Source organism: Pantoea sp. YR525, assembly GCF_900116775.1.
Classification (GTDB): domain Bacteria; phylum Pseudomonadota; class Gammaproteobacteria; order Enterobacterales; family Enterobacteriaceae; genus Pantoea; species Pantoea symbiotica.
In genome coordinates, this window is sequence record NZ_FPBU01000004.1 from 66,714 (window position 1) to 87,259 (window position 20,546).

The window sequence follows — 20,546 nt, forward strand, 5'->3', positions numbered from 1 at the left end:
TTCGTAACCCGTGCTGTTTCTCTATAATACCGCCCGTTTTCCCCTGTTGCGCCCAATGAAGCGTCGCCCGGCACTTCAAAGACGAGAGATCTTTAATGATGGAAATTCTGCGTGGTTCGCCCGCTCTGTCGGCATTTCGTGTAAACAAACTGCTGACCCGCTTTCAGGACGCTCACCTTCCGGTGAGTGATATTTACGCCGAGTACGTCCATTTTGCCGATGTTAGTGCACCGCTCAGCGCGGATGAGCAAGCCCGCCTGCAACGCCTGCTGAAATACGGTCCTTCTCTCGCCGAACACGCGCCACAAGGGCGTCTGTTGCTGGTAACGCCGCGTCCCGGCACCATCTCTCCGTGGTCATCGAAAGCCACCGACATCGCCCACAACTGCGACCTGCCACAGGTATTGCGTCTTGAGCGCGGTATGGCCTTCTATGTGCAGGCACCTGAGCTAACAGAAGCACAGTGGCAGCAGCTGGCTAGCCTGCTGCATGACCGCATGATGGAAACGGTGTTCGCTGACCTCAACGATGCGCAGCAGCTATTTGCTCACCATCAGCCGCAGCCGCTGAAAAGCGTTGACGTGCTGGGCGCCGGTCGCAGCGCGCTGGAGCAGGCCAACACCACGCTGGGCCTGGCGCTGGCCGATGATGAGATCGATTACCTGCTTGATGCCTTTACTAAGCTGGGCCGCAATCCAAACGACATTGAGCTCTACATGTTTGCGCAGGCAAACTCTGAGCACTGTCGTCACAAGATCTTTAACGCCGACTGGATTATCGACGGCGAAAAGCAGCCGAAGTCGCTGTTTAAAATGATCAAAAACACCTTTGAACATAATCCTGAGCATGTGCTGTCTGCTTATAAAGACAACGCTGCGGTAATGGAAGGTTCTGAGGTTGGCCGCTTCTACGCCGATGCGCAGAAGGGCGAATACGAATTCCATCAGGAAGAAGCGCATATCCTGATGAAGGTCGAAACCCATAACCACCCAACCGCCATTTCACCGTGGCCGGGTGCCGCGACCGGTTCCGGTGGCGAAATCCGTGATGAAGGCGCAACCGGACGTGGCGCGAAGCCAAAAGCCGGTCTGGTCGGTTTCTCGGTATCGAACCTGCGTATTCCTGGTTTTGAACAGCCGTGGGAAGAGGATTTCGGTAAGCCGGATCGCATTGTCACCGCGCTGGATATCATGACCGAAGGCCCACTGGGCGGCGCGGCGTTCAACAACGAATTTGGTCGTCCAGCCCTGAACGGCTACTTCCGTACCTACGAAGAGCGCGTAAACAGCCACAATGGCTTTGAGCTGCGCGGCTATCACAAGCCAATCATGCTGGCGGGCGGCATCGGTAACATCCGTGCCGATCACGTGCAGAAAGGCGAAATCGTGGTGGGCGCCAAACTGATCGTGCTGGGTGGACCGGCGATGAACATCGGTTTAGGCGGCGGCGCGGCGTCATCAATGGCATCTGGCCAATCGGATGCCGATCTCGACTTCGCGTCAGTACAGCGCGACAACCCAGAAATGGAACGTCGTTGCCAGGAAGTGATCGACCGCTGCTGGCAGCTGGGTGAAGCCAACCCGATTCTGTTTATCCATGACGTCGGCGCGGGCGGACTTTCGAACGCGATGCCAGAACTGGTGAGCGACGGTAATCGTGGCGGTAACTTCAACCTGCGCGACATCCTCAGCGATGAGCCAGGCATGAGCCCGCTGGAAGTGTGGTGTAACGAGTCGCAGGAACGTTATGTGCTGGCGGTTGCCCCTGCACAACTGGCGCTGTTTGACGAGCTGTGTAAGCGTGAACGCGCGCCTTATGCCGTTATCGGTGAAGCCACCGAAGAGCTGCATCTGAACCTCGCCGACAGCCATTTCGACAACAAGCCAATCGACATGCCGCTCGACGTGCTGCTGGGCAAAACGCCGAAGATGACGCGTGATGTTGCCAGCCAGCAGGCTAAAGGTGATGCGCTGCAGCGTGACGGCATTAGCGTGGCGGATGCGGTAAATCGCGTGCTGCACTTGCCGACCGTGGCAGAAAAAACCTTCCTGATCACCATTGGTGACCGCAGCGTAACCGGCATGGTCGCGCGCGATCAGATGGTGGGTCCGTGGCAGATTCCGGTTGCGAACTGCGCTGTCACCACCGCCAGCCTCGATAGCTATCACGGTGAAGCCTTCTCCCTCGGCGAACGCGCGCCAGTGGCGTTGCTCGACTTCGCTGCCTCAGGTCGACTGGCCGTCGGTGAAGCGCTGACCAACATCGCTGCAACCTCAATTGGTTCGCTGCAACGCGTTAAGCTGTCTGCGAACTGGATGGCCGCTGCTGGTCACCCGGGCGAAGACGCCGGCTTGTACGCTGCGGTGAAAGCAGTTGGCGAAGAGCTGTGTCCCGCGCTGGGTATCACCATTCCGGTGGGCAAAGACTCGATGTCGATGAAAACCCGTTGGCAGAATGGCACCGAGCAGCGCGAAATGACCTCGCCGCTGTCGCTGGTGATCACCGCCTTTGCGCGCGTGGAAGATGTGCGTCGCACCGTGACGCCGCAGCTGCAAGCGGATCAAGACAACCTGCTGCTGCTGGTGGATCTCGGTAACGGCGCGAACACGCTTGGCGCGACCGCACTGTCGCAGGTTTATCGTCAGTTGGGCGACAAGCCTGCCGACGTGCGTGACGCCACGCAGCTGGCGGGCTTCTTCAACGCCATTCAGGCGCTGGTGGCCGAGCAGAAACTGCTGGCTTACCACGACCGTTCTGACGGCGGCCTGTTGGTGACGCTGGCGGAAATGGCCTTCACCGGTCACTGCGGTATCGAAGCGGATATCGCCGCGCTGGGCAGCGATGCGTTAGCCGCACTGTTCACCGAAGAGCTGGGTGCGGTGCTGCAGATCAACGCAGCGGATCGTGCAGCAGTCGAGAAAGTGTTTGCTGACCACGGCCTGAGCGCTAACCTGCATGTGATTGGTAAAGCGTTGCCGGGCGATCGCTTTGTGATCCGTTCTGGCGACAGCGCGGTGTACAGCGAAAGCCGTACCACGTTGCGTACCTGGTGGGCAGAAATCACCTGGCAGATGCAACGTCTGCGTGATAACCCAGCCTGTGCCGATCAGGAGCATGAAGCGAAGAAAGACGATAACGACCCAGGTCTGAACGTCCATCTGACCTTCAAGCCAGAAGAAGATGTTGCGGCGCCGATGATTGCGACGGGCGCACGTCCGCGTGTGGCAGTGCTGCGTGAGCAGGGCGTCAACTCACACGTGGAAATGGCTGCCGCCTTCCATCGTGCGGGCTTTACTGCGGTTGACGTGCACATGAGCGATCTGCTGGCTGGCCGTCGCGGTCTGGAAGAGTTCCAGGCGCTGGTCGCCTGCGGCGGCTTCTCCTACGGTGACGTGCTGGGCGCGGGCGAAGGCTGGGCGAAGTCCATCCTGTTCAACGGCCGCGTGCGTGATGAGTTCGAGAACTTCTTCCATCGTCCACAAACGCTGGCACTCGGCGTGTGTAACGGTTGCCAGATGATGTCGAACCTGCGTGAACTGATTCCAGGCAGCGAACTGTGGCCACGCTTTGTGCGCAACCAGTCCGAGCGTTTCGAAGCGCGCTTTAGCTTGGTTGAAGTGGCGGCGAGTCCATCGCTGCTGCTGGATGGCATGGTCGGATCGCATATGCCAATCGCGGTATCGCACGGTGAAGGTTTTGTCGAAGTGCGTGACGGCGCGCATCTGGCACAGCTGGAGAGCAAAGGTTTAGTGGCGCTGCGCTTCGTCGATAACTTCGGCAAAGTGACAGAAAGCTATCCGGCCAACCCGAATGGCTCACCAAACGGCATCACTGCGGTAACCAACGAAAGCGGTCGCGTCACCATTATGATGCCGCACCCAGAGCGTGTGTTCCGTACCGTGAGCAACTCCTGGCATCCGGCAGAGTGGGGCGAGGACAGCCCGTGGATGCGTATCTTCCGCAACGCGCGTAAGCAGTTGGGATAAGCAATACAAAGGCCGCTAAATAGCGGCCTTTTTTATTCTTCTGCGTGTTTTGTAGGGGCGCCATTCATGGCGACCTTGCTAAAATCCGCATAAGTTTCAAACTGTCGGAAAACAACGACAATCCCGTCATTACACTGTCGCCAAAAGGTGACATTTAACTCATTGATTTATATGAATGGGAAATTAACACGCCAAACTCGTTGCTAATCAGCGACACTTTTCACTGACCGTCCGGTCCGCTTTTTTCCGGAATCCCGCTTCCTGTCTGGCATTCCTCTGATAATAAACGCTATTTATTTATTGGCACGATACTTGCTATACTCCTTGCGTGGCTCATTCACCTGTTTATGATTGCCCCGCTTTAGCGGCTGAGCTCATAAAAACCGAATGACGCACCAAACGGAGCCTGTCGTCCACCTCACCGATAATCGTTTGCTCTGCAACGTTATCAAACATCGGACGCAACGTTGAGTTAGGCTCCACCTAATTTGCAAGCGATGCTGCGGCGTCGCTCTCACGGCAGGCCAAAAGGCCTGCCGTTTTCATATCTGGCCTTTCTTCCGTTTTGATACTTCGCTAGCATGCCTGCAGCTCACATTTAAGGAAGCGCGGTTGTGATGAAATGGCGTCTGTTTCCCCGATCCCTGCGGCAGTTAGTGTTAATGGCTTTCCTGCTGGTACTGCTGCCGTTGCTGGTGCTGGCGTGGCAAGCGTGGGAAAGTCTTTCGGCGTTAAGCAACCAGGCAGCCGATACCAACCGCAACACCTTTACCGATGTGCGTCGTAGCGAAGCGATGGCGCGAACCGCGCTGGAGCTGGAGCGCAGCTATCGTCAATATTGTGTGCTCGGCGATGCCTCGCTGGCGAAGCTGTATCAAACGCAGTGGACGCGCTACGGCCAAATGCTCAGCAGCCATGCCGCCAGTTTGCCCGATCTGCCCTCCTTCAAAGTGCTGCAAACCACCTTGCCGCAGCTGCAGCAGTTGCAGTGCGACAACGGCAATCCCGCGGCGCAAGCTGCCAGCGCGCTAGAGCGCTTTTCCGATACCAACACGCAAATGGTGCAGGCAACGCGCGAAGTGGTGTTTTCGCGTGGATTACAGCTGCAGCGTGAAATCGCCGATCGCGGCCAGTTTTTTGGCTGGCAGGCGCTGATTTTGTTCCTGATAAGCCTGGTGTTGGTCTTGCTGTTTACGGGGATGATCATCGGGCCGGTAAAGCGGGTCGAACGCATGATCAATCGCCTGGGCGAAGGTAAAGCGCTGGGTGATAGCGGCAGTTTCCGTGGTCCGCGTGAGATCCGTTCGCTGGGACAGCGCATCGTCTGGCTGAGTGAGCGTTTAAGCTGGCTGGAAGAGCAGCGCCACGAATTTTTGCGTCACCTGTCGCACGAGCTGAAGACGCCGCTCGCCAGCCTGCGTGAAGGCACTGAACTGCTGGCCGATCAGGTCGCTGGTCCCCTGAATGCCGAGCAGCAGGAAGTGGTGGCAATCCTCGATACCAGCAGCCGCCATTTACAGCGGCTGATCGAGCAGTTACTCGATTACAACCGCAAGCTGGCCGATGGCCCAATGGCGCTGAAGCCCGTGGCGCTAAATGAAATCATTGATTCAGTGGTAAAAGTGCACTCGTTGCCCGCCAATGCGCGTGAAATGACCACTCATGTTGATCTGCAAGTGCATCACTGTCTGGCGGAAGCGACGCTGCTACAGCGGGTGATTGATAACCTCTATTCGAACGCCGTGAACTACGGCAGCGAATCCGGTAACATCTGGCTGCAGAGCCAGCAGAAGGGCAACCAGGTGTGGATTGAGGTGGCAAACACCGGCACACCGATTCCGGCTGAAGAGCAGGCGATGATTTTTGAGCCCTTTTATCAGGGCAGCCAACAGCGCAAAGGGCCGGTTAAAGGCAGCGGGCTGGGTTTAAGCATCGCCAAAGATTGTCTGCGCAGGATGCACGGCGATCTGCAGTTGGTAACGCGCAAGGATGCGGATGTCTGTTTTCGTATCATTCTGACGACCAGCGCCGGGAATGCCTGATTAATGAAATTAACCCTATTTAAACTTGTGGCCAGTGCCGTGCTGGTTTTGGGCCTCAGCGCCTGCCAGGCACCGTCACAAGATCGTACGCAGCATAATGGCGTCAGCGTGCCAGAACCGGACGTGCGCCTGCCGGATTATCTGGCGACCGATTGCCAAAACGTCTGGCAAATCGAAACGCCAGCCGCTGCAGGCAATCCGCTTTATTGGCAGCGCGCCATTGATTGCGCCGAGCGCTTATCGCCGGCCGAAGCGCGTGCAGAAGCACGTCGTTGGCCGGTGCAAGGCTGGGCGCGCGCCTTCAAGCAGGGCATCTTGCTTGCTAACGGTAACGTTACGCCAGTTGAGCGCCGTGATTTTGTCACCACTTTAGACGGTTACAGCGCGGCTTATCCGGCGTCGGTGCGTCCGTTGCTGCAGCTGTGGCGTAGCAATCAGGCGGCTCAACTGGAGCTGAGTGAAGCGCGTGGACGCTACGCCGCTTTGCAGCAGAGTAATGATGCCGAGATGGATAACCTGCGCCAGCAGCAAACCAAAATGCGTCAGTCGCTGGCCGATACCCAACGCAAGTTAGAGCGTTTAACCGATATTGAACGCCAGCTGTCGTCGCGCAAAGCGCCCGACAGCAGCGACGCATCGCACGGCGGCAGCGATGTGCAAAGTGAGGATCAGTAACCATGAAACAAGCCGCACGTTTATTGCTGGTGGATGACGATCCGGGCTTATTGAAACTGCTTGGCATGCGCCTGAGCAGTGAAGGCTATCAGGTTGCGACAGCCGCCAGCGGGCCAGAAGCCCTGCGCCATCTGCAGAAAGAGAAAGTCGATCTGGTGATCAGCGATCTGCGCATGGACGAAATGGATGGTCTGGCGCTGTTCGGCGAAGTGCAGAAACGTCATGCGGGCTTGCCGGTGATCATTCTCACCGCGCACGGATCGATCCCGGAAGCGGTATCCGCCACACAACAAGGCGTGTTCAGTTTTCTGACCAAACCGGTCGATCGTGATGCCTTGTATAAAGCGATAGATGAAGCGCTGGCCCAGCGCGCGCCGATCAGCGATGACGGCTGGCGCGAAGCGATTGTGACCCGTAATCCGCAGATGCTGCGTTTGCTGGAGCAGTCGCACATGGTGGCGCAATCTGACGTCAGCGTATTGATTAACGGCCAAAGTGGCACCGGTAAAGAGGTGCTGGCGCAGGCGATTCACGCCGCCAGCCCGCGCGCCACTAAGCCGTTCATCGCCATCAACTGCGGTGCGTTGCCGGAACAACTTTTAGAGTCAGAACTTTTTGGTCATGCCAAAGGCGCCTTTACTGGCGCAGTCAGCGCACGTGAAGGTCTGTTCCAGGCGGCCGAAGGCGGCACGCTGTTTCTCGATGAGATTGGCGACATGCCGCAGGCGCTGCAGGTGAAACTGCTGCGTGTGCTGCAGGAGCGCAAAGTGCGTCCGTTAGGCAGCAACCGCGATTTGGATATCAACGTGCGGATTATTTCCGCGACGCACCGCGATTTGCCCAAAGCAATGGAGAAGAAGAGTTTCCGCGAAGATCTCTACTATCGTCTTAACGTGGTGAACCTGAAAATTCCCGCGCTGCACGAGCGTGCTGAAGATATCCCGCTGCTGGCAAATCATCTGCTGCGCCAGTCGGCCGATCGGCATAAACCTTTTGTGCGCAGTTTCTCGGTGGATGCAATGAAGCGATTGGTCAGCGCCGCATGGCCGGGCAATGTGCGCCAGTTGGTCAACGTGATTGAGCAGTGCGTCGCCTTGAGTACCGCGCCGGTGATCAGTGATGCTTTAGTTGAACAGGCGCTGGCGGGGGAAAATACCGCGCTGCCCACTTTCGTCGAAGCGCGTAATCAGTTTGAGCTCAACTATCTGCGCAAATTGCTGCAGATGACCAAAGGAAATGTCACCAACGCTGCGCGTCTGGCTGGACGTAACCGCACTGAATTCTATAAGCTGCTGTCGCGCCATGAATTGGACGCCAGCGAATTTAAAGAGTAGCTTGCTGCGGCAGCGTCAGGAACAATTATACTAACGGTATCCGTCCATCATGGAGGGAGTAAAAAAGGATCTGTCATGAAAAAGATCGATGCAATTATCAAACCATTCAAACTCGATGATGTACGTGAAGCGTTAGCTGAAGTGGGCATCACCGGGATGACGGTCAGTGAAGTGAAAGGCTTTGGTCGTCAGAAAGGTCACACTGAGCTGTATCGCGGCGCTGAGTACATGGTCGATTTTCTGCCAAAAGTGAAAATCGAAATGGTGGTAGGTGACGATATCGTCGATACCTGCGTAGAAACCATTATGAAAACCGCGCAGACCGGCAAAATCGGCGACGGCAAAATCTTTGTCTTTGACGTGGCACGCGTGGTGCGTATCCGTACCGGTGAAGAGGACGAAGAGGCGATTTAAGCCCCTTCGCGCATTGCCTGAAAAGCCTGCCTTGTGCAGGCTTTTTTGTTTTACAGCACCTTGTGCGGACCAAACACTTCATAGTGGATGCGATCGGCATTGATGCCGGCATCAACCAATTGACGCGCGACAAACTGCATAAATGGCAGCGGACCACAGATCCAGAACTGACGCTCGGCCTGGTTAAGCGCGGCGGATACGCTCGCTAAATCCATCAAGCCTTGCGCGTCGTAGCGTCCGGCATCTGCACTTTCTGGCTGACGATACCAAACGTGGCTGGTGAAGTTTGGCAGGCGTGCGCCAAGGGATTTCACCTCTTCGGCAAATGCATGCTGCGAACCGGCTTCTGCGGCGTGCAGCCAGTTAACCGCCGCCGCATGTTGCTGCTGCGCCAGGTTAGCCAGCATCGCCAGCATGGGGGTTTGGCCGACGCCAGCCGAGATCAGCGTAATCGGCGTGGCTGCTTCAGCCTGCAGGAAGAAATCACCGGCTGGTGCCGCGCATTGCACTATATCGCCCACCTGCGCGTTATCGTGCAGCCAGCCCGACACGCTGCCCAGCGCTTCGCGTTTAACCGCGATGCGATAAAACTGCCCATTTGGCTGGTGCGTCAGTGAATACTGGCGATGCTGAATATTTTCAAAGCCAGCTGGTTGTAAGCTGATAGCCAGATACTGACCGGGCAGGAAGGTTGCCACCGGCTGACCGTCGTTTGGCACCAGTTCAAAACTCTTGATCACCGAACTTTCCTGATTGATGGCGCGAATACGGAAATCACGCGCACCGCGCCAGCCGCCGGTTTTCTCTTCGGAGGCCGAATAGATGGCTTCTTCACGCTGGATAAACACATCGGCCAGCACACCATATGCTTTGCCCCACGCGGTCAGCACCTCTTCACCCGGATGTAGCAGCTCATCAATCGTCGCCAGCAGATTTTCACCGACAATCGCGTACTGCTCAGGCTGAATGTTCAGGCTGGCATGCTTCTGCGCAATCTTCTCCACCGCCGGCAACAGCACGGCCAAATTCTCCAGGTTGCTGCCATACGCCACAATGGCGTTAAACAATGCTTCCCGCTGATTGCCGCTGCGCTGATTGTTCATGTTAAACACGTTTTTCAGTTCAGGATGTTGTGTCAGTAAACGCTGGTAGAAATGGCCGGTAAGCTGCGGACCGATCTGGGCAATGGCGGGCAAGGTCGATTTGATGGTAGCGATGGTTTGCGCGTCGAGCATGGTGAAATCCTCAGGGTGAATTTAAACATGTATTTTAAATGCATCTTATGAGTAATCGAAGCGCCTGTAAATCCCTCTTTTTGATTAAGGATTAAGCAAAAAAGGTGCGGGCTGGCCCGCAAAGCTGAAATTCTTTCGCGATGAAAGTGAGCAAATTTCGTGATTTTCCGGCTTGAAAAAAAGCGTAAAAAACCCGTTCCAGCGCCATGCCAATCGTTTGCGCAAAAAGAGGGGATTGACGCTACCGTCACCTGTCAAAACCGTTTACACTGTTCGCCTTCGCCCCCTAGCCGGGGCCTAAACTGCCGTTAAAAAGTTAGCTGAGTCAGGAGAGTCCGGATGTTAAAGCGTGATATGAACATTGCCGATTATGATGCCGCGTTGTGGCAGGCTATGGAGCAAGAGAAAGTGCGTCAGGAAGAGCACATTGAACTGATTGCTTCTGAAAACTACACCAGCCCACGCGTAATGCAGGCCCAAGGTTCACAGCTCACCAACAAATATGCCGAAGGCTATCCGGGCAAACGTTATTACGGCGGATGTGAATACGTCGATATCGTTGAGCAGTTGGCGATCGATCGCGCTAAAGAGCTGTTCGGCGCAGATTTCGCTAACGTGCAGCCGCACTCTGGTTCTCAGGCCAACTTTGCGGTTTACACCGCGCTGCTGCAGCCGGGCGACACCATTCTGGGTATGAACCTGGCGCACGGTGGTCACCTGACGCACGGTTCTCCGGTGAACCTGTCTGGTAAGCTGTACAACGTTATTCCTTACGGCATCGATGAAACCGGCAAAATCAACTACGAAGAGCTGGCTGAACTGGCACAAACCCACAAGCCAAAAATGATCGTCGGCGGCTTCTCTGCTTACTCTGGCGTGTGCGACTGGGCCAAAATGCGTGAAATCGCGGACAGCGTCGGCGCGTACCTGTTCGTTGATATGGCACACGTTGCGGGCCTGATCGCCGCAGACGTTTACCCGAACCCGGTTCCTCATGCCCATATCGTGACCTCAACCACCCATAAAACCCTGGCGGGTCCGCGTGGCGGCCTGATCCTGGCGAAAAACGGTGACGAAGATCTGTATAAAAAACTGAACTCCGCGGTGTTCCCGGGTGGTCAGGGCGGTCCTCTGATGCACGTGATCGCTGGTAAAGCGGTGGCGTTCAAAGAAGCGATGGAGCCAGAGTTCAAAACTTATCAGCAGCAGGTTGCTAAGAACGCGAAAGCAATGGTGGAAGTTCTGCTGGAGCGCGGTTACAACATCGTTTCCGGTGGCACTTACAACCACTTGTTCCTGATCGATCTGGTCAGCAAAAACCTGACCGGTAAAGAAGCCGATGCCGCTCTGGGCCGCGCTAACATTACCGTGAACAAAAACAGCGTACCCAACGATCCGAAGAGCCCGTTCGTGACTTCAGGCGTGCGTATTGGTACCCCAGCGGTGACGCGTCGTGGTTTCCAGGAAGCTGACGTTCGCGAGCTGGCAGGCTGGATCGCTGACGTGCTGGACAACATCAACGACGAAGCGACCATCGAACGTACCAAACAGAAAGTGCTGGAAATCTGCAGCCGTCTGCCGGTGTACGCGTAAGTTTTACGCTAGTCGATGCAGTTCAAAAAAGGATGGCGCAAGCCATCCTTTTTTTATTGCCGTCGCGGCAGCGCTCTGACAAAGTAGCGGCCACTCGTGCTGCTGAGCAGCATTTTTGCTGGAGGGAATATGGCAATCGGCTCCGCCAAATGGCTCGGTTTGGGCTACTTCACTTACTTCTTCTGTTACGGCATTTACCTTCCTTTCTGGAGCGTCTGGCTAAAAGGCACCGGACTCGATGCGGAAAAAATCGGCCTGCTGCTGGGTTGCGGCATGGTGGCGCGTTTTATCGGCAGCTTGCTGATTGCTTCGCAGGTAAAAAATCCCTCCCAGCTGATCACCGCGCTGCGCCTGCTGGCGCTGATGACCTGCCTGTTCGCCATCGGTTATTGGCTGGGGCAACAGTGGATGTGGCTGCTGTTCGTGATGATCGGCTTCAACCTGTTTTTCTCACCGCTGGTGCCGCTCAGTGATGCGCTGGCCGCCACCTGGACGCAGCAAATCGGTCTGACTTATGGCCCGGTTCGTTTGTGGGGGTCGCTGGCGTTTGTCATCAGTTCTGCCTTAACCGGCATGCTAGTTACTGCGTTCTCGTCTCAGGCGATTCTGGTGCTGCTGTCACTGGGCGCGATCAGCATGTTAGGTGGGATGATGTTAACGCCTGCGACTAAGCCGCAGGGCAGTGAACGTCAGACATCCACCGACGGTGGCTGGCAGGCATGGCGTGATTTGCTGCGTGAAAATGCGGTGTGGCGCTTTATGTTATGCGTGACATTGTTGCAGGGCGCACATGCGGCTTACTACAGCTTCAGCGCGATTTGGTGGCAGGAGAGCGGTTATTCCGCGTCGATTATCGGCTATTTATGGTCGCTGGGCGTGGTGGCTGAAATCATCATTTTTGCTCTTAGCAGCCGGCTGTTCCGCCGCTGGAGCGCGCGCGATTTGCTGCTGTTATCGGGCGTGTGCGCCATTATCCGCTGGACGATGCTCGGCTCCAGCACCGCCTTGCCGTTGCTGATCGTGGCGCAGATTCTGCACTGCGGCAGCTTTACCGTCTGCCACTTAGCGGCGATGCGTTTCATTGCCGCGCGCAAAGGTGCGGAAGTGATTCGTCTGCAATCGCTTTACTCGGCGCTGGCCATGGGCGGTGGTATTGCGGTGATGACCATGATTTGCGGTGTGCTGTTTGCTCATCTGCAAGGACATCTGTTCTGGGTGATGGCGTTAGTGGCGCTGCCGGCGCTGTTCCTGCGTCCGCGCGCCGCTTAACTCTCCAGCAACTGGCGAATGCGCTGCTGCTGATGGCTACTCAGCGGCAGCTCAGCCTGGATCAGCGGCGGTGAAAACAGCGGCAACGAAATGGCGTAGGGCGTGATCACCAGCGCGATATCGCGCGGCGCGCCTTCACGCTGAAAATGCACGACGTCCTGATAGCTAATGTTAATCGGTAACAAAGTCATTTCCCGTAGCTGCTGCTCCAGCAACTGCTCCAGCGCCGCATCCGCGCCTGTCAGCAGCAGCACCTGCTTTTCCTGCAATGCACTCTCCTGCATCAGCCAGGCACCAAACAATACCGCCACCAGACTGACCTCTTCGGCACTAAAGCGCGTGGCAAAATTACGGCTAAAATGCTCAAGCGCGCGTTCCGTGGTGCGCAGCAGGCGTGGATAGAGCCGTGCGACATCCAGCGCCACGCTGTTATCAATGCCGATGGCGAAATGACTGCGATCCAGCGCCTGCGCCAGATGCGTAAAGAGTTGCTGAGTAAGTTCGGATCGATTTTTAAAGGTGGTTTGTGCCAGCTGCTCAAAGCGCGTAATCAGCGCTTCCACTGACTGCATCAGCTTTACCGCTTGTGGATGCTCCAGTTGCGTAGCGGTTGGCGCGTGAATCAAGCTAAACAACAGCGTCCAGAAGTCGGTTTCGCTCACATCCGGCGCTATGTGGCAGCGTTTCTGCCAGTGATGAATCACGTCGTCGGCGGCAGCTCGCTCGGCTTTTTCCGCCAGCCATGCACGTTGCCCGTCATTGAACAGGGCGTTTTGGCGCTGACACAGCGAATACTTCATGAAGATTTGCAGAAACAGGCGGTCGCGTGCGCTGAAGTCGCGCGCCAGACGCAGGCTGCAGTGCTGAATCAGCGCCTGCAGGTTGGTTTCATCCCACAGCGCTTTCTCGATTTTCAGTACTTTCAGGCGCTGACGCAGCACTGGGGCAAAATGCTCGCAGACAAAATCCTGCGACAAACGCAGCGCGCGTCGCAGCCAGTGGATCAGGCACAGCCGCCTGTCCAGTTCCGTCCCATGAATGCGGAAGCTGCCATCGACCATCTGGTGTAGCTCCAGTTGATGGTAACGCTGTATCTCCTCTCCGACATCCGCGATATCCTGTCGGGCGACAACAGGCGCCACGCCATTTAACTGGCAGAGCTTTTCAAGCGTCAACGCGGGAGCGGGCAGAAATAGCAGCAGTAACAGATGACAACGACGCTGGGAGCGGCTGAAGAGTGGTGCAGAGGAAGGTGCAGAACTCATCAATGGTTTATCCGCAGGTCACTTTTGACCTAAGAATAGCTAACTCCACGCGGTAACCTTGCACTTTGTCGTGACTTTTGTTCAGAGCTTTAGGGCGGGTCACAATTTTTCTGGACCACTCTACACTTCACTTTAAAATTGTTACTTTATAACACATGAAAATTGCACTCATTACGTTTACGCTGTTGTTCAGCACCGCAGCCTGGTCACATCCGCACAGCTTTGTTGACATGAAAACCGAGTTCATCAGTGACAACCAACATCTTAGCGGCATGAAAATGGTGTGGACCATGGATGAGATTACCTCTGCCGATCTGCTGTACGACGCAGGTAAGGCCAAACCTGGCGATGTGGTGTGGAAAAAACTGGCGGCGCAGGTGATGGCCAACGTGCTCGGTCAGCACTATTTCACTGAAGTGTGGCAGGACAAGAATCGGGTCAAGTTCCTCAATCTGCCGAAAGAGTACAACTTATCGCGTAACGGCAACAAAGCGGTGCTGGAGTTCATCGTGCCGTTTGGCGAGCCACAGTTATTAAGTGCGAAGCAGTATCGCATTCAGACCTTTGATCCCAGCTATTTCGTTGATATGTATTACGATAATCCACAGGCATTAACCATGGACGACACCGTTAAATCCCATTGCCAGATCGAGCTGCACACGCCGAAACCGGATGACTCGCTGAAACAATATGCGCTGTCGCTGGATAAAGCCGATGCGCCGCCAGAGGATATGGATCTTGGCCAGCAATTCGCCCAAACGGTGACGCTGATATGTCATTGATTTCGCTGCCTTCCCGCTCACGTCGTTTGTGGCCGCTGTGGCTGATGGCGGCGTTATTGCTGCTGGCGGGCGTGTTGCTGTGGCAGCACTGGTCGCAGATTTTGCTGCAAAGCGTGCTGTGGCAAAAAGTTCTGAATCGCGAGATGACGCAGCTGTTGCAGCAGGTCGCTGAACAACCGCAGCAGGCGGGTGTGACGCTGATGCTATTCAGCCTTGCGTATGGCGTGTTGCATGCGCTGGGTCCGGGACACGGCAAAGTGGTGATCACCACCTTCCTCGCTACCCATCCGGCAAAGTTGAAAACCAGCATGAAACTGACGCTGCTGGCGGCTTTGCTGCAGGGCGGCGTGGCGATTGGTTTGGTGACGCTGATGCTGGTGGTGCTGCAAACCTCGTCGCGGCAGATGCATATCGGCAGTTACTGGCTGGAGAAGGGCAGTTTTCTGCTCGTTGTCGCGCTGGGTGTTTGGGTCGGTTGGCGTGCATTGCGATCGCTGCGCCAGCAACTGCGCCCTCAGCCAAAGCTGCAGATCCACGCTATTCGTCCTACACATCAGCATGATGAACACTGCGGCTGCGGTCATGCGCATCTGCCCAGCGCCGCACAGATGGATCAGGCGGTTAGCGCTAAAACGCAGGCGTTGGTGGTGTTTTCCATGGGGCTGCGGCCCTGTTCCGGTGCCATCATGATGCTGCTGTTTGCCAAAGTGATCGGCGTTTATGCATGGGGCGTTGCCTCTGCCGTAGCGATGGCGGTGGGCACGGCGTTGACAGTTTCGGCGCTCGGCTTGTTAGTGCAGCGTTCCCGTGTGCTGGCGCAACATTTAGGACAGGCTGGCGGCAGCCATCCTTCTGCTAAGCTGCTGGTGCCGCTGCTCGCCTTGTTGGGTAGCGTGCTGTTAATCGTTGCGGGCGTTGCATTATGGCAAAGTGCTTCACCAGGTATTGGCGGCGGAATTCGTCCTTTCATGTAGTCTAAAAAATAATAAACGCAGCGGTAATAGTATCGTCTGCGTTTAAATCGTTATCCGTCTCATATAATTAAATCGCATCCCTGTACTAATCTGGTGGAAATAGCGTTCACCGACTACGCTAATTGTTACCAGTCAGGCTTCTGGTCCATTCAGTAACAATAATTATTTATCGTAATATTTTGCGAGGAAAAAACGATGCCTGAAACCCGGATTAATAATGGCGGTGTAGAAACTGTTCATGAAAATCATGTCGGTTTGCCGTTGAAGCGTATTTCCTGGAGCGCGGTATTTGCAGGCGTTATCGCTGCGCTAATCATCCATATTTTATTAGGTATATTAGGCACGGCAATTGGTGCGACCACCATCGATCCGCAGCAGGAACAAAACCCACTGCAGCATCTGGGAACTGGCGCGTTAATCTGGACTGGCGTGAGTATGTTAATCGCCATGGCCGTGGGTAGCTACGTTGCGGGACGTCTGGCGCAGCGCGAAGGGGCGATGCACGGCTTACTGATGTTTGGCGTCAGCACCATTCTCACGCTGTGGCTGGCAATTACCTTAGCCACGGGAATTATTGGCGGAGCCTTTAATATTTTAGGCGCTGGGGTTAATGCGGTTGGCAGTGGAATTTCCGCTGCGGCGCCTTCACTCACCAATATGGCAAAAGAGAAGCTGCAGGAAAGTAATATCAATTTAGATGATTTAAAAAATGAATTGCAAACTACGCTGCGTCAAACCGGCAAGTCTGAATTACAACCTGAGAATCTGCAAAAGGATGTAAATAACGAAGCCAATAGCGCGCAAAATCAAGCGGAACAAACCGCGCAAAATCCACAAAATGCTGACACTGATCTGGCTAATTGGTTGAAAGGCGTTATGAATCGTCATTCAGATACATTGCAGGCTGCCGATCGTGATGCGCTGAAAAATATTATTAAAGCGCGTACCGGTAAAAGCGATCAGGAAGTTGAGCAGATTGTGACGAAGACTGAAGAGAGCTACAAAAAAGCCGTACAGCAATATCAGCAGTTGAAACAGCAGGCGGAGCAGAAAGCGCGTGAAGTGGCTGAGCAAGCCGCTGCCGCGACAGCGAAAGCAAGCTGGTTCACCTTCTTTATGCTGGTGATTGAAGCGGTACTGGCGGCCTTGATGGGGCGCGTGGGGCGCAAGACGCAACCGCGTCAGGTATTAAGTCACGAACGTCGGTAAATAAAAAAGGCGGCTGATTCAGCCGCCTTTTCTCACTTAGCGCTTCAGCGCTTCACTCAATTCTTCACGCATCGATGCCAGCATCGCTTTCACTACGCGTGGGTTACCCGCAACGATGTTACCTGACATTACGTAACCGTGGTTGCCGGTAAAGTCAGTCACCAGGCCGCCCGCTTCACGCACCAGCAGTTCGCCCGCGGCAAAATCCCACGGCTTCAGGCCAATCTCGAAGAAACCATCAACGCGACCCGCTGCGGTGTAAGCCAGATCCAGCGCCGCTGAACCGGTGCGACGGAAATCGGCACACTGGGTGAACAGTTTGCCAACGATGTTGATGTAAGGCGTTGCATGCTGCTTCAACTTGAACGGGAAGCCGGTAGCCAGAATGGTGCCATCCAGATCGCGAGCCGTGCTGCCGCGCAGGCGATAGCCGTTCAGCTGTGCGCCCTGACCGCGTACGGCGGTGAAGAGTTCGTTACGCATTGGATCGTAAACCACAGCCACTTCGGTGCGGCCTTTGATGCGCACAGCGATAGATACTGAGAAGTGTGGAAGACGTTTGATGAAGTTGGTGGTGCCATCCAGCGGATCGATTACCCATTGAATGTCCTGATCTTCGCCCGCCAGTTCACCGCTTTCTTCGGTGATGATGGTGTGTTTCGGGTACGATTTACGAATTACTTCGATAATCAGACGTTCTGCGTCACGGTCAACATTGGTAACGAAGTCGTTGCTGCCTTTCTGGCTAGCTTCAACTGCGTCCGGGGTTTCATAATTCTTGGCAATTAAATTTCCGGCCTTGCGCGCTGCGCGCACGGCGATGTTGAGCATCGGATGCATCGGTATCTCTCGCTGGATGTTAAAGAACGGGGAAAACGGCGCGGAGTATATCAGCGTGTTCAGCAAATGTCCTCTTTTTATGTTAGGATGCGCGCCATCATTTCCCTGACCGCCTCTAATTATGCTGCAGAATATCCGAATCGTACTGGTAGAAACCTCGCACACGGGCAACATGGGCTCCGTCGCACGCGCGATGAAAACCATGGGCTTAACCAACCTTTATCTGGTCAATCCGCTGGTGAAACCGGATTCACAGGCCATTTCCCTCGCCGCCGGTGCCAGCGATGTTATTGGTAATGCGCGCATTGTCGATACCATGGATGAAGCCATTGCTGGCTGTAGTTTGGTGGTTGGCACCAGCGCACGTTCACGTTCACTGCCGTGGCCAATGTTGGATTCACGCGAGTGCGGCATTAAAAGCGTGGAAGAGGGCCAGCAGGCGCCGGTTGCATTGGTGTTTGGCCGCGAGCGCGTCGGCCTGACCAACGAAGAGTTGCAAAAGTGTCACTATCACGTCGCGATTCAGGCCAATCCGGAATACAGCTCACTGAACCTGGCGATGGCGGTGCAGATTATCGCTTACGAAGTGCGCATGGCCTGGCTGGACGCGCAGGAAAAAGCCGCGCCGACGGAACAAGCTGTCGAGTCACCGTATCCGCTGGTTGACGATCTCGAGCGCTTCTATCAGCACATCGAGCAGATGATGCTGAACAGCGGCTTTATCCGTGAAGGTACGCCAAGCCAGGTGATGAGCAAGCTGCGTCGTTTATATACACGTGCGCGTCCAGAACGCGACGAACTGAACATCCTGCGCGGCATGATGGCATCGTTCGAAAAGCGCAAAGGTAATGTGGATAATAGTTGAGTAAAACACTTGGTTAAATAGTTGAGCAAATTACTCGGTTAAATAGTTGACCGTTTTACTCAGGAATGTCAGACTGCATCCAATTCATCAGATAACCCGCCGATAACCGGACGGACGCTTACGAGGTTGTATGCTATGAGACTGACATCCAAAGGACGTTATGCCGTAACCGCTATGCTGGACGTTGCACTGCACTCCAATGAGGGCCCGGTGCCGCTAGCTGACATTTCTGAGCGTCAGGGCATCTCGTTGTCCTATCTGGAGCAGTTATTCTCACGTCTGCGTAAGCACGGCTTGGTTGCCAGCGTTCGTGGTCCAGGTGGCGGTTATCTGTTAGGTAAAGATTCAAGTGCGATTGCTGTGGGCGCGGTTATTACCGCCGTTGACGAATCTGTCGATGCCACCAAATGCCAGGGCAAAGAAGGCTGCCAGGGCGGCGAGCGTTGCCTGACCCACGTTTTGTGGCGTGACCTGAGTGAGCGCATTAGTGACTTCCTCAACAACATCACGCTGGCTGAACTGGTGAATAATCAGGAAATCCTCGAAGTGGCCGATCGTCAGAACACGGTCGATAATCGCCGCTTCCAGCAGCATCGTGTGCAAGAAACCATCAACGTTAATCTGCGCGCGTAATCTAACTTAGCGTGGTTTTCCCAACCCTAAATGATTCGAGTTAGAGGAAGGCGGCAAGCGAGCGCATCCCCAGGAGCATACATAAGTATGTGACTGGGGTGAGTGAGTGCAGCCAACGCACCTATAACTTGAAGCATGACGGGTTCATACTGGAAAGGCCGATTCGTGCTATAAAGACGTATGATTTTTTATACGGAGTTTTAGCGCAATGAAATTACCGATTTACCTGGATTACGCAGCCACTACGCCTGCGGATCCGCGTGTCGCCACCAAAATGATGCAGTTCCTCACGATGGATGGCACTTTCGGTAACCCCGCGTCCCGTTCCCACCGTTTTGGCTGGCAGGCTGAAGAAGCCGTTGATGTGGCTCGCAATCAGATTGCGGAGCTGGTCAATGCCGATCCGCGTGAAATCGTCTTTACCTCCGGCGCGACCGAAGCGGACAACCTTGCCATTAAAGGTGCAGCGCAATTTCATCAGGCGCGCGGCAAGCACATTATTACCAGCCAAACCGAACACAAAGCGGTGCTCGACAGTTGCCAGCAACTGGCGCACGAAGGCTTTGATGTCACCTTCTTACAGCCGGGCAGCGACGGTATCGTCACGCCGAAGATGCTCGAATCTGCACTGCGCGACGACACAGTGCTGGTGTCGCTGATGCACGTCAATAATGAAACCGGTGTGATACAAGATATCGCTGCACTCGGCGCGTTGTGCCGTGCGCGTGACATCCTGTTCCACGTTGATGCCACGCAAAGCGTCGGCAAACTGCCGATTGACGTCACTGAACTGCCGGTGGATTTGATGTCCTTCTCGGCGCACAAGTTGTATGGACCGAAAGGCATCGGCGCGCTGTGGGTGCGCCGCAAGCCGCGCCTGCAAATTGATGCGCAGATGCACGGTGGCGGCCACGAGCGCGGCATGCGTTCTGGCACATTGCCGGTGCATCAAATTGTCGGCATGGGCGAAGCCTACCGCATTGCGCGCGAAGAGATGAGCAGCGAAATGGCGCGTCTGGTCGAGTTGCGCCAGCGTCTGTGGAATGGCATCAGTCAACTGAGTAACGTGAACCTCAACGGTTCGCTGGAGCAGGGCGCTCCGAACATCCTCAATATCAGTTTTGCCCACGTCGATGGCGAATCGCTGATTATGGCGCTGAAAGATTTGGCGCTGTCATCCGGTTCCGCCTGTACCTCGGCCAGTCTCGAACCTTCCTATGTGCTGCGCGCGATGGGCGTTGAGCAGGAGCTGGCACACAGCTCGCTGCGTTTTTCGCTCGGACGCTTCACCAGCGCAGAGGAAATTGAGTACGCTATCGAGCTGGTTAACAAAGCGGTAACGCGTCTGCGGGCGCTCTCGCCTGCGACTAACTCCCGCTAATTCATGCACCCCTTGCGCCGGTTCTGGCGCAAGGTGACACCTAACGCAA

General features: G+C 55.4%; 16 protein-coding genes. 13 read left to right on the forward strand and 3 right to left on the reverse strand.

Going from position 1 to position 20,546, the window contains the following annotated elements; genetic code table 11:
• Positions 1–95: 95 nt before the first annotated feature.
• The 5 genes from purL (at position 96) to glnB (ending at position 8,451) form a co-directional block, all read left to right on the forward strand.
• Positions 96–3,986 carry a phosphoribosylformylglycinamidine synthase gene (purL, locus tag BM323_RS09215; protein ID WP_008101498.1) on the forward strand — a complete coding sequence of 1,297 codons (3,891 nt, stop codon included), beginning with the start codon at positions 96–98 and terminating at the stop codon, positions 3,984–3,986.
• A 614-nt stretch (positions 3,987–4,600) separates the two neighbouring features.
• The gene (locus tag BM323_RS09220; protein ID WP_036647474.1) at positions 4,601–6,028 is read left to right on the forward strand and encodes a sensor histidine kinase; all 1,428 of its coding nucleotides are present in this window, start codon (positions 4,601–4,603) and stop codon (positions 6,026–6,028) included.
• Between the two features lie 3 nt (positions 6,029–6,031).
• Positions 6,032–6,703 carry a two-component system QseEF-associated lipoprotein QseG gene (qseG, locus tag BM323_RS09225; protein ID WP_008101493.1) on the forward strand — a complete coding sequence of 224 codons (672 nt, stop codon included), beginning with the start codon at positions 6,032–6,034 and terminating at the stop codon, positions 6,701–6,703.
• A gap of 2 nt (positions 6,704–6,705) precedes the next feature.
• A complete protein-coding gene (gene glrR / locus BM323_RS09230) occupies positions 6,706–8,037 on the forward strand; it encodes a two-component system response regulator GlrR (RefSeq protein WP_008101491.1) in 1,332 nt (443 codons plus the stop codon).
• Positions 8,038–8,112: 75 nt separating this feature from the next.
• A complete protein-coding gene (gene glnB / locus BM323_RS09235) occupies positions 8,113–8,451 on the forward strand; it encodes a nitrogen regulatory protein P-II (protein ID WP_007886217.1) in 339 nt (112 codons plus the stop codon).
• Positions 8,452–8,501: 50 nt separating this feature from the next.
• Here the strand turns inward: glnB and hmpA are convergent, their stop codons facing one another.
• Positions 8,502–9,686: an NO-inducible flavohemoprotein gene (gene hmpA, locus BM323_RS09240; protein WP_008101488.1), complete on the reverse strand. Its 1,185-nt coding sequence runs from the start codon at positions 9,684–9,686 to the stop codon at positions 8,502–8,504.
• A 339-nt stretch (positions 9,687–10,025) separates the two neighbouring features.
• Between hmpA and glyA the strand changes: the two genes are divergently transcribed.
• Positions 10,026–11,279, forward strand: a complete 1,254-nt coding sequence (glyA, locus tag BM323_RS09245) for a serine hydroxymethyltransferase (protein WP_008101485.1) — start codon at positions 10,026–10,028, stop codon at positions 11,277–11,279.
• A gap of 129 nt (positions 11,280–11,408) precedes the next feature.
• A complete protein-coding gene (locus BM323_RS09250; RefSeq protein ID WP_008101484.1) occupies positions 11,409–12,548 on the forward strand; it encodes a 3-phenylpropionate MFS transporter in 1,140 nt (379 codons plus the stop codon).
• Here the strand turns inward: BM323_RS09250 and csiE are convergent.
• Positions 12,545–13,813: a stationary phase inducible protein CsiE gene (gene csiE, locus BM323_RS09255; RefSeq protein WP_008101480.1), complete on the reverse strand. Its 1,269-nt coding sequence runs from the start codon at positions 13,811–13,813 to the stop codon at positions 12,545–12,547. The two genes, BM323_RS09250 and csiE, sit on opposite strands and share 4 nt — an antisense overlap.
• A gap of 155 nt (positions 13,814–13,968) precedes the next feature.
• Between csiE and BM323_RS09260 the strand changes: the two genes are divergently transcribed.
• The 3 genes from BM323_RS09260 to BM323_RS09270 all read left to right on the forward strand — a co-directional run bounded on the left by BM323_RS09260 (position 13,969) and on the right by BM323_RS09270 (position 16,778).
• On the forward strand, positions 13,969–14,595 hold the full coding sequence (locus tag BM323_RS09260) for a DUF1007 family protein (RefSeq protein WP_008101478.1): 627 nt from the start codon (positions 13,969–13,971) through the stop codon (positions 14,593–14,595).
• Entirely contained in the window at positions 14,586–15,569 is a 984-nt protein-coding gene (locus tag BM323_RS09265) for a nickel/cobalt transporter (RefSeq protein ID WP_091003698.1), read from the forward strand. The genes BM323_RS09260 and BM323_RS09265 overlap by 10 nt, the downstream gene beginning before the upstream one ends.
• 195 nt (positions 15,570–15,764) lie before the next feature.
• Positions 15,765–16,778: an MFS transporter gene (locus BM323_RS09270; protein WP_091003700.1), complete on the forward strand. Its 1,014-nt coding sequence runs from the start codon at positions 15,765–15,767 to the stop codon at positions 16,776–16,778.
• Positions 16,779–16,814: 36 nt separating this feature from the next.
• On the opposite strand, the gene suhB is transcribed toward BM323_RS09270, so the two are convergent.
• On the reverse strand, positions 16,815–17,618 hold the full coding sequence (gene suhB, locus BM323_RS09275) for an inositol-1-monophosphatase (protein ID WP_008108283.1): 804 nt from the start codon (positions 17,616–17,618) through the stop codon (positions 16,815–16,817).
• Positions 17,619–17,739: 121 nt separating this feature from the next.
• Between suhB and trmJ the strand changes: the two genes are divergently transcribed.
• The 3 genes from trmJ to BM323_RS09290 all read left to right on the forward strand — a co-directional run bounded on the left by trmJ (position 17,740) and on the right by BM323_RS09290 (position 20,497).
• A complete protein-coding gene (gene trmJ / locus BM323_RS09280; RefSeq protein WP_008108285.1) occupies positions 17,740–18,483 on the forward strand; it encodes a tRNA (cytosine(32)/uridine(32)-2'-O)-methyltransferase TrmJ in 744 nt (247 codons plus the stop codon).
• 135 nt (positions 18,484–18,618) lie between these two features.
• Entirely contained in the window at positions 18,619–19,116 is a 498-nt protein-coding gene (gene iscR, locus BM323_RS09285; protein WP_008108287.1) for a Fe-S cluster assembly transcriptional regulator IscR, read from the forward strand.
• A gap of 208 nt (positions 19,117–19,324) precedes the next feature.
• A complete protein-coding gene (locus tag BM323_RS09290; RefSeq protein WP_091003703.1) occupies positions 19,325–20,497 on the forward strand; it encodes an IscS subfamily cysteine desulfurase in 1,173 nt (390 codons plus the stop codon).
• Positions 20,498–20,546: the final 49 nt, after the last annotated feature.